Here is a 14237-nt window from a genome sequence, read left to right as displayed (position 1 = left end):
CCGGTCCAGACCCCACGCAGGGACGGTGTCGGGGTGGGTGCGGAAACGACGTCCCGTCGTGTGCGTTCGCGAGTCTTGCACTCGAGTGAGTGCCCCGGCGACGCAGAAATTGAGAACGAATCGCCACACCTTTGGCAGTCCCGATGGAGTATAAGATATGGGTTTTGGTAGCTACGATGAATCCGAGCAGCAGCAACAAACTGCCGACGACGAGGACGACGTCGAAGCAGTGAACATTCACGAGAACGATCACGACGGGAAATTGTCGTTCGAATCCGACGCGACGACCGACGAACTCGTCTCGCAACTCGGCTCGATGAAAGACAGCGACGAAGAGTAATCGGCGACGCGGTGGCGAGTGTTTTCTGCGTGTCCTCGAGTGCGTGTCGACTGACTGTGTTACAATCCTTGGCACGTGATATAGCTCGGAAATCCCGGTGAATACAAGGCGCGAGTGTGATATGACAGGGGGCAACTAATAGCGGGGAGAATGCGCAGTATAGGTGGCGCACCGGCCGAACCAGGACAGTTCGTATCCAGTAGCCGAATGTACTTTTCCGTAACGCAGTATATACGAGAAAACCGTCTCAAAGGAATAATCGAACTCGCCAATATATTTTGGGTGAGGGAAGGAATATATGCTCCGATCCCGTTGTACGGGGTATGACAGACGATGAATACTGCGATGGCCCACCCCCGTTCGAGAGGCCCTTCGAGGGAGAAGATACGAAGCAACGCGTGTACGGCGCGGTTCTGCATGCCCGAGATCCGATGACCGTCGCCGAAATTGCCGAGCGGGCAGACTGCTCGGAAGAGTCGGCGCGGTCTCACCTGTCTTTTTACGCCGACCTCGGTATTGTCATTCGCCACGAAGGCCGGCCAGTCCGATACCAGCGTAATACTGACTACTTCGAATGGCGACGAGTGAACGGGCTGGCACAGGAGAATACAGTCGATGAGTTGCAGGTCTCCGTATCAGAATTGACCGATCGAATTGAAGCGTATCGTGACGAATACAACGCTGACTCACCTGCCGAAGTCAACGTCCTCGAATTCGACGCGGAACAGGTTGACGACGTATATGTGGACCTCGGTGACTGGGCCACCGCTATCGAAGAGCGCCGCCTTCACGAACGTGCTCGGAGAAAGGCCGCTGGTTCCACAGCACCGTCACACGGCTAACGATGGTACCGGTGGATGACGGCGCGAGTCCCGCGCCGATAGACCGGTCGGTGTTAGAGCGAATGCAGTCCCGATTCGTCGCCAGCCGTATGAATAAGTCCGCGGAATTAGTCGAAGAAGGAAACCTGCACCTCCGTGTTGAATTGTCCCAAGAGTACTACCCGGGTGAGGTATCCGCTCGCTTTGAGATTCGCTGGTACCGCAATGATGACTTCAACGTCCACTACCAAGAAGAGCGGCGAGATACTTCGTGGAAGTGTCGGTGGGACCGGCATCCGAACGCGCACAACTCACGGGACCACTTCCATCCGCCGCCGGCCGACAGCCACAACGATGCGGAGGACGCTCAGTGGCCGCCGGATCATCGGGACGTGAGCCGCCTCGTCTTTGATCGCATTGAGAAACGCATAGAGACACTGTGGGAGCGGCGATAGAGAGACGAACACTTTTCGTCGTTCTCAACCGGCACGCGGTAGTATGCTGTATTACGCAGGTACCGTCTCTCAGCTAGTGAATATTTCAACAGGACCCGTCGACTACATTCGACGCAGCGTCGACGTACAAAGTTGCCCGATGGCCCGACGTAACCGCTGTGAGACGGCGGATTTCGAGACGCCGAGTCGCTCGGCCAGTTCGTCCTGTGAGATGCCACGAGGCACCTCGAAGTAGCCCTCCTCGTAGGCGACGGCGAGGAGTTGTTGTTGTTTGTCCGTCAGTGCGACGACGCCGTCGTCGTCGTCGTCCGACACCCGAAGATGATCGACAGAGACCGAAATCTCTCGCTCTCGGCAGCACTCGTTGAACGAAATCAGTCGGTCTCGGCTGGGGAAATGAAACTGCGCGAGCCAGCCGTCGCGCGAACTCGAGAGGTCGAGCAGGCGGCCGCCAACCGACGCGGCTCGAGCGATGATCGGGATCGTCTCGTCGGTTCGAACGACGCGATAGATTCGTCGGTCGGGATAGCGATCGACGAGCACCGGTTCGGTAACCGTGGGATCGACCTCGAGGGCCGTCTCGAAGGCGTCGAACGACTCGCCGGAGACGGAACAGAACACGAGCGTGCGACCGGTCTCGACGGTCGTCCAGTACTCCGGGGTGACCGTCACGGTCGGCACGCGACGCAGCGTCGGTCCGAGCAACAGCGACGGGTGCTCGAGGCGGAGTTGGGTGACGATGCCGCCGTCGGCCTGCGACTCGAGAACCGTCCCGTCTCGGTCGTATTCTTGGTGTTCGGTGCTCACAGAGAGATCTCCCGTCCGGAGAGGCGGGTGCTGTAAGTGCTCGTTACCGTAGACTCACTCATCGAGCGTCACATTCGACGCCGCGCACATGGTGGTAGACGCTATACAGCAAATCGTATCGGCTTTCGATGCTATACCTATTCAGCCGTCGTTCCTGCTGAGTGTTCGCCCCCGAGAGAAACAGTCGATTACCGCAGCCAGACGCTGTCGTTCGCGAAAGTAAGACGATGATACCAGGAAGAGAGGCGAGTCCTCGAGCCCGACGGCGGCGATCCGTCGGTTCGGACGCGCCAACGACGACCGTAGTAGAGAGACCGTGCTCACGCCCGGTCGTCGAAGAGCGACGAGAACACCTTCCCCTGTGCGACCCGGAGGTGACGGCTGAACGTCGGTTGGGAGACGCCCAGCGAATCGGCCACTTCCTCGCCGGTGCTCTCCCGGGGCCACGCGAAGAAGCCGCTGTAGTAGGCCGCCTCGAGCGTTCGGAGCTGTCGTTCGGAAAGCGCCCGGCGAAGGTCGGCGTCGAACGGTTGGCCGGAGTGAATCGAGCGGTCGCGGTCCCGACGAGCCAGTAAGTCGACGTCGCCGTTGCTTCGCTCGAGCACCTCGAGGATCGATCTCACGTCGGTCGAGCTGGGCACCTCGAGCACGAATCGGGTTCGATCGCCAGCGGGTGCGACCGACCGAACCGTGGCCCCGTGAGTTGCGAGTGACTCCGCGACGGTGGATTCGGCGAGGACGAACTCGTACAGCGAATCGGACTCGTCGCCGACGCGCCGACCGGTCTCGACCGATTCGACGGCGTCGACGACGGACTGGGCGGTACCGCCCTCGTCATCCCGGACGGCACAGTACACCGTCGACGCGCCCGTCGCTCGCGGAACGATGGCCTGCACGGTGAGTTCCCCGCCGACCTCGTGAGCGATGGCCGAGAGCGCGTCACCGTCGCCGTCGTCATCGCGTCGAACGGACACCTCGAGTTCGGTGATCCGATCCGCGAGGAGCGCTCGTTTGCGTTCGTCCGCGGCGAGCGCGTAGCTCGTGACCGTCGCGAGCTCCAGATAGCGCTCGCGAATGGAGTCGTCGAACGCCGACGGCGTGTCTGCGAACGCGGTGAGCGTGCCATAACAGCGTCCGTCGACGACGAGTGGGACGGCCAGCGCGGATCGTCGACCCTCCTCGAGCGCTCGTCGCCGCCACCCCTGATCCGGTTGCGTTCCGTCGGCGTCGATGGCGTCGATGGCGTCGACGACGACCGGTTCGAGCGTCGTCGCAGCGAGCGCGGCCGGGTGCGTGTCCTCCTGGTTCGCGTCGTCGGTCTTCGAGCGGCGGGGATCGATGGCGTCGGACGGGATCGCCACCGGCACGAGGTCGTCGCCGTCGTCCCCCGCCCATGCCTCCGGCACGATTCGTTCGGACCCGGTGTCGACGCGACCGATCCACGCCAACTCGATCGCTCCGGCGGACTCCTCGAGGGGGATCGAAGTCGCGGCCTCACAGCACGTTCGTTCGATCTCGCTGCGAGAATCACAGGCCAGGATGTCCCGTTCGTGCTCGCGGAGACGCTGGCAGCGCTCGAGGGCCGTCTCGAGTCGGCGGTTCTCAGCACGGTCCGTCCGGCGAGCTGCCGCGGATTCGAGGGCGTCGAGCGCAGTTGCACCCACTCGGCCGATGGTGACGAGTGGGTCTCGGTCGATTCGCTCGAACGCCAATGGATCGGAACTGGCCACGAGAGCGATCCCGTGTGGGGGTGCAGAGACGACGAGCAGGCGCTCCGCACGGAGTCCCATCTGTGTGAGCAGCGACTCGCACTCCGCGCGGTCGAAGACGGTTGCGGTGATTTCAGGTGGCTCGGCTATCTCTGACTCACCTCGCACGCTCGAGTCGAACCCGTCCGCCTCGTGCTCGAGCAATTGCGTAAGGGGAGGCGTGTCGCGGTCGATCGACGCGAGTTCGCCGGGAGAACGCGAGGTCGGAGTGACGACAGTTTCCGGTCGAAGAGCGTCGTCCTCGAGTCGGTACCAGACACCGAGGTCGCCCCCGCTGTACGCGAGGACGGCCTCGAGAACGGCCGCCGTGACGCCTGAGAAACTCCCGGCCCCCCGGATTTCGTCGGTCGCCGACTCGAGCGTGGCGAGCGTGCCGGCTGCCGATCGAGTTCTATCCCGGACGACGCAGAGCGTTCGGTCGTCAGTCGAGAGTGGGGTGACGAATACGTCGACTGGCAGCGAATCGTCGCTAGCGGTGAGCGTGCCCGTGAGTGGGTCCATCCACCGGACGAGCGGCGAACTCGCGCGGTCGTGAATCGCGGCTGCGAGCGCGTCGTCGAACACGGTCTCGAGTCGGCGATTGACGAGCGTGTCAGTTCCAGTCCACTCGAGCGTCGTGGCGTTCGCGAACGAAATCGTCTCCCCCTCGAGGACGAGAACGCCGTCGCCGAGCGCGTCGACGACGGACTCGAGCAGATCGAATCGGGATCTGTCGACGGTCGTGGCACCGTCGGGCGGGACCGCCCGTGCGTACACGGTGAACCTGTTTCCGCTGCCCGCATCCTCCGTACTGTCGTCTCCGCTGTCCGCGTCGTCCCCGGCGTCCGCGTCGGGGTAGACCGTAACTGCGAGTCGGCTCTCGAGGGACGGATACGGCGTCTCGAACTCGACGACCGAGTTCGTCCGGGCGGCCTCGAGCGCTCGCTCGTAAAACACCGACCTGACGCGTTCGTCGAGAAGGTCCCAGACGACGGTCCCCGCGAGCGACGACGCCGTCGTCTCGAACAGGTCGCGGGCCGCGGCGTTCGCCAACCGGATCTCCCACTGCGGACCGAGGGTGAACAGGGGGTCCCCAATCCGCTCGAGAACGGCTCGAGCCGAGTCAACGGACCCAGTTGATGGAGTCGGAACGGGTAAGAGCGTGAGGACGACGCCCGTGACCTGCGGATCGGCGAGCCGGTTTCGATACGAGAGGGCGAACGCGTTCCAAGTGCCGTCGCCGTGGCTGATCCGTGCCGAGACGCGCTCGTTTGCACCGAGTGGGCCCGTCGAGACGCGTTCGAAGGCAGTCTGGACCCGCTCGCGGTCGTCCGGGTGGACGAGTTGGGTGAATTCCTCCCCCTCGAGTTCCGCGGGCGTGTAGTCCAGTCGCTCGTCGACGGCACCGCTCGCGGAGCTGATCGTCGCCGACTCGTCGAGGACGCAGACGAGGGCGTCGGATCGCTCGAGAATCGACTCCGTGGAGCCGTCGGATTCCATCGCGTGTTGATACTGTCGCGCAGCAGTTTTCACACGCGTCCCGACGAGCGACGCGGGAACCTCGGAATCGACGACGACGCTCGCTCCGGCCTCGAGCGCCCGCACTTCCGTCCTCGCATCCGCCGCGCGTCCGGTGACGGCGACGATCGGAACGCTGTCGCTTCGCGTGCGAATCCCTGCGATCGGAGGTGGCTCACTCGAGTCGGGGTCGAACTGACAGACGACGCAGTGAATATCGAGGCGAGCGAGTCGCTCGAGGGCGCTCGAGAGTGAGCGTTCGCGAACGAGCGAGATCGAATCGAACTGCGAAGTGAGCGTGGACATCGTCGCGTCGATCGAGTTCGAGTCGCCGACGACGAGAACGCGGAGCACGTCACCAGTAGGAATGGGGGCGTCACTCACCGACGGCCCCTCCGAAATCGAGTGCGAATCGCGGGAGTAGAGTGCCAGAATCGACCGCGTGGAATCGTGGATTGTGAACGGTCGGCGGCCGATTACGTCCGCTCACGGACGGTGACGACCGGCACGGGTGCGTTTCGAACGACCTCTTCTGCGACGCTTCCCACCACCAGGTGATCGAGTCCGGTCCGACCCGCGGTGCCGAGGACGACCATGTCGATCGCGTTCGTCTCGGCGACGTCGACGATCTCTTCCTGTGGCACGCCGTGGCGAACCGTCGTCGTCACCTCGAGGTCGCGCTCGAGGGCCGCTCGCTCGGCGTCCTCGAGTGCATTCGCAGCGTCGCTCTCCGGATCGGAGCGCATCTCGTCTTGTTTTTCCGTGCTGTGGGGGCCGTCTTCGGAGACCGAGACGATGTGGAGGCTCGCGCCGAGTTGCTCGGCGAGCGTAATTGCGTGATTCGTCGCCTGTCGTGCGCCGTCCGTCCCGTCGGTCGCGAGCAAAAGTGAGCGATACATGGATGTAACTATCGTCAGACTGACTGATACATCTCGCACTTGCTCGTGCCGGGTGTGGATAGTGGACTCGAGCGAGGGATGAACGTAACCGAGTGAATAGAAGACCTGTCGGAAAAGAATGCGTTGAAGAATGTTAGGCCGGTTGGATACGGTTTTGATTCAGTAATCGTAGTGTAGAAACAATATATTTATAGTTCCGATTGGATACTGTTCTCCCAGACCCTCCACAGATCATGAGTTCGCCATCCACTCCATCTAACCCCGAACGGTTCGACGACCGATCCCTCGGCGGCATCCTCGTCCATCCGCTCGCGATGGTTACCGCCTTCATCGGCCCCGCCGTCGTGTACGCCGTTTCGGACCACGAATTTACACGGGAGAACGCCCGTCACGCTTTCAACTGGCACGCTACCGTGGTCACGCTAGCGGTCGTCGCGTTTGTAACGGGCTTCCTCAGCGCCGACGAAGTCACCGTCGGCGGGGAGTCGATCGATCCGCTGTCGATTCCGGCACCGATCGATACGGTGCTTATGTTCGTCGGTGTCCTCCTGTTGCTCGCGACGATGGTCGCTGTAGTCGCCACGTTCGCGTACGCCATCATCGCCACCGTCAAGGCAGTGTCCGGGACAGCGTGGTCGTACCCCGGCGCGGTTGACATCGTCGAGCGATTCCTGTAATCTCACCGAGTCGCGAAGAACACGCAAAAACGGAGTCCCCGCATCGACGGTTGGAACGAATCTGCTCGAGGAACTGTCCCGTGACGGGAGTTTCGTCCCCGTCTCCCGTGCGGTCGCGTGAATGGGGCCCTGCCTCCATTTCAGAAGATCAGTTTTGAGGGAATCTGCGCTAGTAGCTGGGACAGTTTCTTCAACAACAGTCCCCCGCTTCAACGTCGTCGATGTATCGACTCCACCCGACGCAGCTACTGATTTAGCGCAGCCTTCGATTGGAGGGAGCTACGCGTCGACGAACTGAGTCGATCGATGGAACCACGAGATTCGGCGACGTCGACCAACAGTTCGGAGAGGTTCACGAGGTCCGCGACGTACTCCTCGCGGCGTCGTCGCCAACGTTCGGCGGTGCCGTCGTCCGCGAGCAACTCGAGGGAGTGCTCACGGAGCGAGTCGTAGTCGTCGAACTGTTTGGCCAGGTCGGCGCGCTCGAGTTCCACGAACTCGCCGTACTCGTGGTCGTCGGTGCCCCGGTAGCGGATGGCAGGCGTGCCGAGCAACGCCGCCTCGTTGACCATCGTTCCCGTGTCCGCGACGAGCAGCGACGCTTCGGCCATCGCGTCGTGGATCAGGGCCGGGTGGAGGTCGTACCACTGTGCGGGGAGGTCCTCGAGGTCCATGTCGTTGCCCTCGTCGGAGACGAAGACGGTCGCGTGCTCGCTCAGTCGCTGGATCAGGTCGCGACGCTGCTCCGGCTCGAACCCCTCGAGGCCGGTGTCGTGCAGCGCGTCGAGGGCGTTGAACCGAACGATGGCGAAGGGTTCGTCCGGGTCGACGCCGAGTAAGTCCCGGACCGGTTCGTCCCGTTCGAAGACGGCGGGGTGGAGGTACGCGCACTCCTTGAAGCCCTCGAAGGTGTAGTGGGCGTCCCCGAGGTTCCGGCGGGTGACCGCCGGCGAGAGGATACAGTCGGCGAACGGCCGGGAGACGGCGTAGTTGAAGTCTCCCGGTTCGTCGTCGAGGACGAGGACGACCGGCGTTCGAGTGAGCGTTCCCGCGAACGCCGCGTACGGGCCGCGACCGAAGACGACGTCGGGGCCGAATCGGCGGGCTTCGCGCGCGATCGTTCGAATCTGTCCCCCCAACTCTCGAGCGAAGCGAAGCTTCGAGTAGCGATCGGTGCCGTGGCCGCCGTAGACCCGATACGGCAACTCGAAGTAGTCGAGTAACGCCGTCGTACAGGCGTACTCCCGAGTCAACACGAGGACGTCGTGACCCTCCCCCTGGAGGCGGTCGACGACGTGTCGATACAGGTGAACGTGTGCAGGCGTGTTTGCAAAGACGAGGATCCGCATCGACAGACCGTACGCCTGAGTGATCCTTTGTAATCACGCAGCTACCTGATACACCAGGTCGGGAAGAATTTCACGCCGAGCACGAACGAGCGCGGCGACGGAGAAACGGGCGCGAAACCCGCCCTAACGCTCGGCTACCGTCTCGAGTCGGTGGCGTTCCTCGAGCCTGCCGGCGAACGACCGAACGCGACGCGACGACGGAACGAGGCTGCCGTCACCGACGACGACCGTGTCGTGACGGCGACCGTCACGCTCACAGCGACGGGCGAGCAGAACCGCACGCGGGGCCGCGTCGATCTATAAGAGTACGTGAAGAAAACCGCAGTCGTGGCGACGACGAGCGTCGTTCTCGAGGAGTGATAACGCGGAAGTACCCGGTTTCGGCCAGTCGGCCGAACGCAGTTCTGTTTATAACAAAACGACGGGTGCTGGTAGCACGCAGATAGTCGGCTAATGCACGTCCTCACGATCACGAACAGCGCCGACGCACCGTTTATGAATCAGCAGATGGCCGCTCTCGAGCGCCACGGAGTCACGTTCGAAATTGTGACAGTCGAGGGATCCGACGACGACGAGACCGATCGGACGCCGTTCGACTACCTTCGCACGGTCCCGTCGGCGGTCGCCGAGGCGAGCAACGGCTACGATCTGATTCACGCCCACTACGGACTGACGGCACCGATCGCGCTCGCACAGCTTCGAACGCCGGTCGTCCTCTCGCTGTGGGGATCGGACGTACACGGCCCCGTCAAACCACTCAGTCAACTGTGTGCGCCGCTGTGTGAGGAAGTCGTCGTCATGTCGGATCGAATGCGCGAGGCGCTCGGACAGGACGCACACGTCATCCCCGACGGCGTCGATCTGACGAAGTTTCAACCGGAGTCGCGAGAGCGCGCTCGAGCGAAAATCGACTGGGAGACCGGCGACGCCTACCAGGTCCTCTTTCCGTACTCGCCGACGCGTGAGGTCAAGGATTTCCCCCGAGCGCGCCGAATCGTCGCCGCAGCCAGCAACTTTCTCGAGCGACCGATCGACCTGCGGACGGTCTCCGACGTGCCCCACGAGACGATTCCGAATTACATGAACGCCGCAGACGCCCTCCTGTTGACCTCGAAGAGCGAAGGGTCTCCGAACTCGGTCAAGGAGGCGATGGCCTGTGACCTCCCCGTCGTCGCAACCGACGTCGGCGACGTCCGAGAACGACTGGCCGGCGTCAGCCCCTCCTGCGTCGGGCGCACCGACACAGAGCTAATCGAAGGACTGATCGGCGTCCTCGAGCGCGAGGAGCGCTCGAACGGCCGCGAGGTCGTCCGCGAGGTGAGCCTCGAGGAAACGACGAGTCAATTACTCGAGATTTACGAACGCGTCGCCGGAACGTCGACGCGGCGGATCGAAACCGTCGCACGCCAAGAGTGAGAGACGAAATCTGTTGAGGGAAAGCATCGTTTTGTGGGGAGAATTTATCTTTCCCCAGTGAGAAATGTGTGTATGGGCCGAGACGACTCGGTGAGAGCCGGGATCGAGCCGTTTCCGGACACGGATGAGACCGGTAGTGTCGACGCCGTCGCCGAACGGGCGTGGAAATCGGAAACCACCGCGTTCGAACGGGTCGAGTCGATCCTCTCGCGAACGACCGAGTGGCATCATGCGAGCGAAATCGCCGCCCGTGCCTGCGTTTCTGAGCCGACTGCACGGAAACACCTCCGTGCACTCGTCGAATCCCGTCACGCGTCAGCGAACGAAACCGCCTCCGGAACGCAGTTCAAACGAAATCCCGATCGAAAGCGACTCGAGCGCGTCCAACAACTCGCCGACGAACACTCGCGAAGCGAACTGGAACACGCCATTCGAGAGATGAAGCAGCGGATTCGAGCGTTCGAAGACGAATACGGGGTCACGAGCCCAGAATCACTCGTCGAGGACATCGAACCCGACGACGAACGGGGATGGGACGACCGCTCGCGATGGAAGACGACGCGTCGGAACCTCACGTTCGCGAAGACGGCACTTTCGTTCAAAGAAACGCGCCACGTCGATTCGATGAGCACCGGCGAAGGTCGCCCGCTCGAAGAAAATGCCTAGCGAGCGAGGCCCGGTCGATTGGGACGCTTTGCGTACGACAGAACGCGTCTTTCGGAATCGGCTGAACGGGCTGGTAGCGGAGACTGAATACGTGCCAAACTCGATCGATCCCGTCGAGTTACGGGTGTCCCTCGATATCGGATTCGAAGCATCGATGGGTCAATTCGACGTCCAATGGTGGACCAACCACGGCTACAAGTATCACTACAGCGAGTCCGATCTCGAGTTTCGCTTCGGGTGGGAACTCCGTCCAGAAACGACGTACCCAGCAAAACACTTCCATCCTCCGGGGAATCCGTCGTCTCACCTCGAGTCGTGTATTACGCACGAGGAACCGGAACTGGTCACACTGGCAGTCATCAGCTGTTGGTGGGACGCGCTTCGAGCCGACGATCCCGCGAGGCTCAACGAGTTCGACGATCCACCATAGAACCCGTTTCGACGGTCAGCACGATTGTGCTGCCATCAGTTGTGGACTGTGGAGGTCAGACCTCCTCGCGGTACCAGGTCATCGTCTCAGGGAGGTGATCCTCGAGCGGGCGATACTCGTAGCCGAGTTCCCGCTCGGCCTTTCTCGAGGTGTAAAAGAGTCGCTGCGTGGCGAGGGACGCCATCTGTCGGTCGAAGGGAAACATCCGAACGCCGGCGACGGCGCTGGCGGCTTCGGCGACCGGGCCGGCGGCCTGAATCGCCAGCGACGGCACCTGAATTCGGGCCGGCGAGCCGTCTGCGGCGTGTGCGATTCGCCTGACGGCCTGATTGTAAGTCAGATTCTCCCCGCCGAGGACGTAGTGCTCGCCGTTCGTCCCCCGCTCGCCGGCCAACAGTAGCCCATCGACGACGTCGGAGACGCCGACGATGCTCAGCCCGCCGGGCAGGTACGCCGGCATAGTCGGCTCGAGACCCATCGCGAGCAACTGGGCGGTGAACTCCTCGTCGCCGGGGCCGAAAATCGACGTTGGGTGAACGGTGACGGCGTCACCACCGGTAGCGGCGTACTCGTCGACCATGCGCTCTGCTTCGGCCTTGGAGGCCTGGTACGCACCGATCGGTTCGGCGACGTCGGTCTCGTCCGCAACCTCCGCCCCGTCCGGTGGACGACGCGTCCCGGAGGTACTGGTGAAGACGAGTCGGCCGACGTCGCCCTGCCGGCAGGCCTCGAGCACGCGCGCCGTGCCGTCGGCGTTGACCCGGTGGACAGTTTCGGGACCGGCGCTCCAGAGGCCGATCCCGGCGAGGTGGAAGACGGTATCGACGCCGTCGACGAGGTCCGCGAGCGTCTCATCGTCGAAGAGGTCCCCGACGTACCACTCCACGCCCTCGAGGTCGCCGCGATCCGACGTAGGACGGCTCAGTCCGCGAACGTCCCAGCCGTCCGCGAGCAGGCGTTCACAAAGGGCAGACCCGAGGAATCCCGTCGCGCCGGTGACGGCGGCGGTAGTCGACCCGGTCATGGTCCTTGCTCGAGTTGTGGCGGGACGGCGTCGCCGGAAACCGTCGCGTAGAGTCTGTAGGCGGCCGTCACGGCGGGGTGCATCTCGTCCGGCGGCGGCAACTCGCCTTTCGGCAGTCGGCGGCGAAGCGAGTCAACGTCGACGCTGACCCCGTCGTTCGGCGTCTCGACGGTGATCGAGGGCACCGACACGCCGAAGGCGTTCTCGAGGGCCGAATCGTCGGCGATCGAACGCTCGAGCAGCGACGAGGCGAGCGCGTCGACTTGCGGCGTCGGTCCGGCCAGCAGGGTGTCAGCAGCGACCGGGTCGCCGCCGTAGGCGGTCGTCGCGTCGAGAACGGTGAGCACGGGTTCGGCGGCCCGCGTCGCCGCGAGCGCGGTCAGTTCGGAGTCGTCGACGCTCGAGACGAATCGCTCGAGCGTGCGCATCCCGCCCGCCACCGGGCCGTCCTCGGTCGGTCGGAGCGTCGGCACGACGACGACGGTGCTCTCGAGAAGTCGTTCGGGGACGGTGAGCGATACCCGCTCCCCGTCGATGGAAACGACGCGATTTCGACGGGATTCGTCCGCCAGGTCGACGAGTGTCGCGTCGGTGGACTCGAGGATGGTCGGATAGCCGAGGTAGTCAGCCGTTCGATCGAAGCCGATTCGATCGTCGCTGATTCCCGCGACGGCGATATCGGCACTCGTTCGCCCCTCGAGGTGGTCGACGAGGGCGGCGACGACGGCGGGGTCGGTGACCATCCCAGAGGAGGGATGGAACGGATAGTGGGTATCCGGAACGAGCGTGAGTCGATCGGCAGCGGTGAGCGAACTCGTGTGGGACTCGAGTACGGTCCGAATCGGCGACTCGAGTCCCGCCCGTCGACCGTCGGCGTCGGGGTCCCAGCCGCCGCGTCGCTCCGACGCGTCGACGCCGGCGAGACAGACGCTCACGAGACCACCTCCGGAATTTCGAGGGCGGCATCGTCTTCGCCCGCTGCGAGTTCGTAGGCCTGTTCGGCCAACTCGAGCGTTCGCAAGCCGACGTCGCCGCCAACGGGCGGGGCCTCGTCGTTTCGGATGGCATCACAGAAGTCCTCGAGCGCGTCGTAGTGGGCCTGCAAGTAGAACGTCGGCCCGAACACGTCGGGATCGCTTCGGCGCAGTCGACTCGTCGCGTTCGTCAGTGCGGAGTGGGCGGCGTCGGCGTAGAAGTTCGCCGGCAGGTGATCCTGATTCGTGATCGTGCCCGTGATCCCCTCGAGGCGCAGTCGCGTGTTGACCTCGGGGAGTTGCTCCCACTGGTAGGAGCCACAGTGGAGCGTGATCGTCGTCTCCGTCTCCCGCGCGCGCAAGAGGACCGTCGCGGCGTCCTCGACGGGCACGTCGAGCGTCTGCCCCATCGAGGCGCTCTGAACCTCGAGGTCGCCGAAGAGCCACTCGAGGACGTCCAGACAGTGGACGCCTAACTCGAGCAAGGAGCCGCCGCCGACGGCCTCCGGATCGAGGGGCCACGCTGGCGGCGCTTCGGAGGCGGGCGGCCGACCGAGCGGCCCGTCGTTGAGCCGCGTGATCGAGGCGTAGGGGACGTGTCCGACCCGCCCCTCGTCGAACTCGTCTTTGACGCCGACCATGTCGGGCTGGTAGCGAAGCGTGTGATCGACGCCGAGGGCGATATCGGCTTCGCGAGCGGTTTCGATCATCTCCTCGGCCTCCTCGGCCGTTCGCGCGAGGGGTTTTTCGACGAAGACGTCGACGCCGGCCTCGGCGGCGCGTTCGACCGCGTCCGCGTGAAGAAACGGCGGCAACGCGACGACCACCGCGTCGAGGTCTTCGTGCTCGAGGAGCGTCGTGTAGTCGTCGTACGTTCGGGCTACACCGGCAGACTCGGCTCGGTCGCGATTCGACGGCACCGCGTCGGCGGCCGCGACGGGAGTGACCCCCGGCATCGCGCTGGCCGATTTCAGGTGTACCATGCCGATGTTTCCGACGCCGAGGATGCCGAGCGAAAGGGCACCCGAGTCGGACCACCGGCCAAGAAGTGTTGCAGGCATCTGCTCGCAACCCGACTGCCAGCGGGCTTTGTTATCGCCGCCCTACCTGTCT

Annotated in this window: 15 protein-coding genes; 8 read left to right on the top strand and 7 right to left on the bottom strand. The window is 63.7% G+C overall.

What is annotated here, in order from left to right; translation table 11 throughout:
- Positions 1-157: 157 nt before the first annotated feature.
- From BB347_RS17105 to BB347_RS19670, 3 genes are all read left to right on the top strand, one after another.
- Positions 158-340, top strand: coding sequence for a DUF5786 family protein (locus tag BB347_RS17105; protein WP_076583403.1), 183 nt, complete (start codon positions 158-160; stop codon positions 338-340).
- A gap of 323 nt (positions 341-663) precedes the next feature.
- Complete coding sequence (locus tag BB347_RS17100) at positions 664-1182, top strand: DUF7342 family protein (protein ID WP_076583402.1); 519 nt, start codon at positions 664-666, stop codon at positions 1180-1182.
- An 89-nt stretch (positions 1183-1271) separates the two neighbouring features.
- On the top strand, positions 1272-1616 hold the full coding sequence (locus BB347_RS19670) for a hypothetical protein (RefSeq protein WP_338141542.1): 345 nt from the start codon (positions 1272-1274) through the stop codon (positions 1614-1616).
- Between the two features lie 102 nt (positions 1617-1718).
- Here BB347_RS19670 and BB347_RS17090 read toward each other — a convergent pair whose 3' ends face one another.
- The 3 genes from BB347_RS17090 to BB347_RS17080 all read right to left on the bottom strand — a co-directional run bounded on the left by BB347_RS17090 (position 1719) and on the right by BB347_RS17080 (position 6588).
- On the bottom strand, positions 1719-2423 hold the full coding sequence (locus tag BB347_RS17090) for a helix-turn-helix domain-containing protein (RefSeq protein ID WP_076583398.1): 705 nt from the start codon (positions 2421-2423) through the stop codon (positions 1719-1721).
- A 320-nt stretch (positions 2424-2743) separates the two neighbouring features.
- Positions 2744-6073: a bacterio-opsin activator domain-containing protein gene (locus tag BB347_RS17085; RefSeq protein WP_076583396.1), complete on the bottom strand. Its 3330-nt coding sequence runs from the start codon at positions 6071-6073 to the stop codon at positions 2744-2746.
- 92 nt (positions 6074-6165) lie between these two features.
- Entirely contained in the window at positions 6166-6588 is a 423-nt protein-coding gene (locus BB347_RS17080) for a universal stress protein (protein WP_076583395.1), read from the bottom strand.
- Positions 6589-6821: 233 nt separating this feature from the next.
- Here BB347_RS17080 and BB347_RS17075 point away from each other — a divergent pair, with 233 nt between their 5' ends.
- On the top strand, positions 6822-7265 hold the full coding sequence (locus BB347_RS17075) for a DUF4870 domain-containing protein (RefSeq protein WP_076583393.1): 444 nt from the start codon (positions 6822-6824) through the stop codon (positions 7263-7265).
- Positions 7266-7510: 245 nt separating this feature from the next.
- On the opposite strand, the gene BB347_RS17070 is transcribed toward BB347_RS17075, so the two are convergent.
- Complete coding sequence (locus BB347_RS17070) at positions 7511-8614, bottom strand: DUF354 domain-containing protein (RefSeq protein ID WP_076583392.1); 1104 nt, start codon at positions 8612-8614, stop codon at positions 7511-7513.
- Positions 8615-8764: 150 nt separating this feature from the next.
- On the opposite strand from BB347_RS17070, the gene BB347_RS19070 reads away from it, so the two are divergent.
- From BB347_RS19070 to BB347_RS17055, 4 genes are all read left to right on the top strand, one after another.
- Positions 8765-8917 carry a hypothetical protein gene (locus BB347_RS19070; protein ID WP_157525010.1) on the top strand — a complete coding sequence of 51 codons (153 nt, stop codon included), beginning with the start codon at positions 8765-8767 and terminating at the stop codon, positions 8915-8917.
- A 150-nt stretch (positions 8918-9067) separates the two neighbouring features.
- Positions 9068-10030, top strand: coding sequence for a glycosyltransferase (locus BB347_RS17065; RefSeq protein WP_076583390.1), 963 nt, complete (start codon positions 9068-9070; stop codon positions 10028-10030).
- A gap of 72 nt (positions 10031-10102) precedes the next feature.
- Positions 10103-10696 (top strand): DUF7342 family protein, encoded by a 594-nt coding sequence (locus tag BB347_RS17060; protein WP_083687806.1) that lies wholly within the window; start codon positions 10103-10105, stop codon positions 10694-10696.
- A 91-nt stretch (positions 10697-10787) separates the two neighbouring features.
- Positions 10788-11126, top strand: a complete 339-nt coding sequence (locus BB347_RS17055) for a hypothetical protein (protein WP_236996012.1) — start codon at positions 10788-10790, stop codon at positions 11124-11126.
- A 55-nt stretch (positions 11127-11181) separates the two neighbouring features.
- Here BB347_RS17055 and BB347_RS17050 read toward each other — a convergent pair whose 3' ends face one another.
- From BB347_RS17050 to BB347_RS17040, 3 genes are read right to left on the bottom strand one after another with little or no spacing between them, the layout of a single operon-like run.
- The gene (locus BB347_RS17050) at positions 11182-12150 is read right to left on the bottom strand and encodes an NAD-dependent epimerase/dehydratase family protein (RefSeq protein WP_076583387.1); all 969 of its coding nucleotides are present in this window, start codon (positions 12148-12150) and stop codon (positions 11182-11184) included.
- Positions 12147-13085, bottom strand: a complete 939-nt coding sequence (locus BB347_RS17045) for a DUF362 domain-containing protein (RefSeq protein WP_076583385.1) — start codon at positions 13083-13085, stop codon at positions 12147-12149. Before BB347_RS17045 ends, BB347_RS17050 begins: the two co-directional genes overlap by 4 nt.
- Positions 13082-14185, bottom strand: coding sequence for a Gfo/Idh/MocA family protein (locus BB347_RS17040; RefSeq protein WP_076583383.1), 1104 nt, complete (start codon positions 14183-14185; stop codon positions 13082-13084). Before BB347_RS17040 ends, BB347_RS17045 begins: the two co-directional genes overlap by 4 nt.
- Positions 14186-14237 lie beyond the last annotated feature (52 nt).

Origin of the sequence: Natronorubrum daqingense, from assembly GCF_001971705.1 — an archaeon.
Taxonomy (GTDB): Archaea; Halobacteriota; Halobacteria; order Halobacteriales; family Natrialbaceae; genus Natronorubrum; species Natronorubrum daqingense.
Note: the sequence above shows the minus strand (reverse complement) of the source record. Positions and strands in the feature narration are given on the sequence as shown.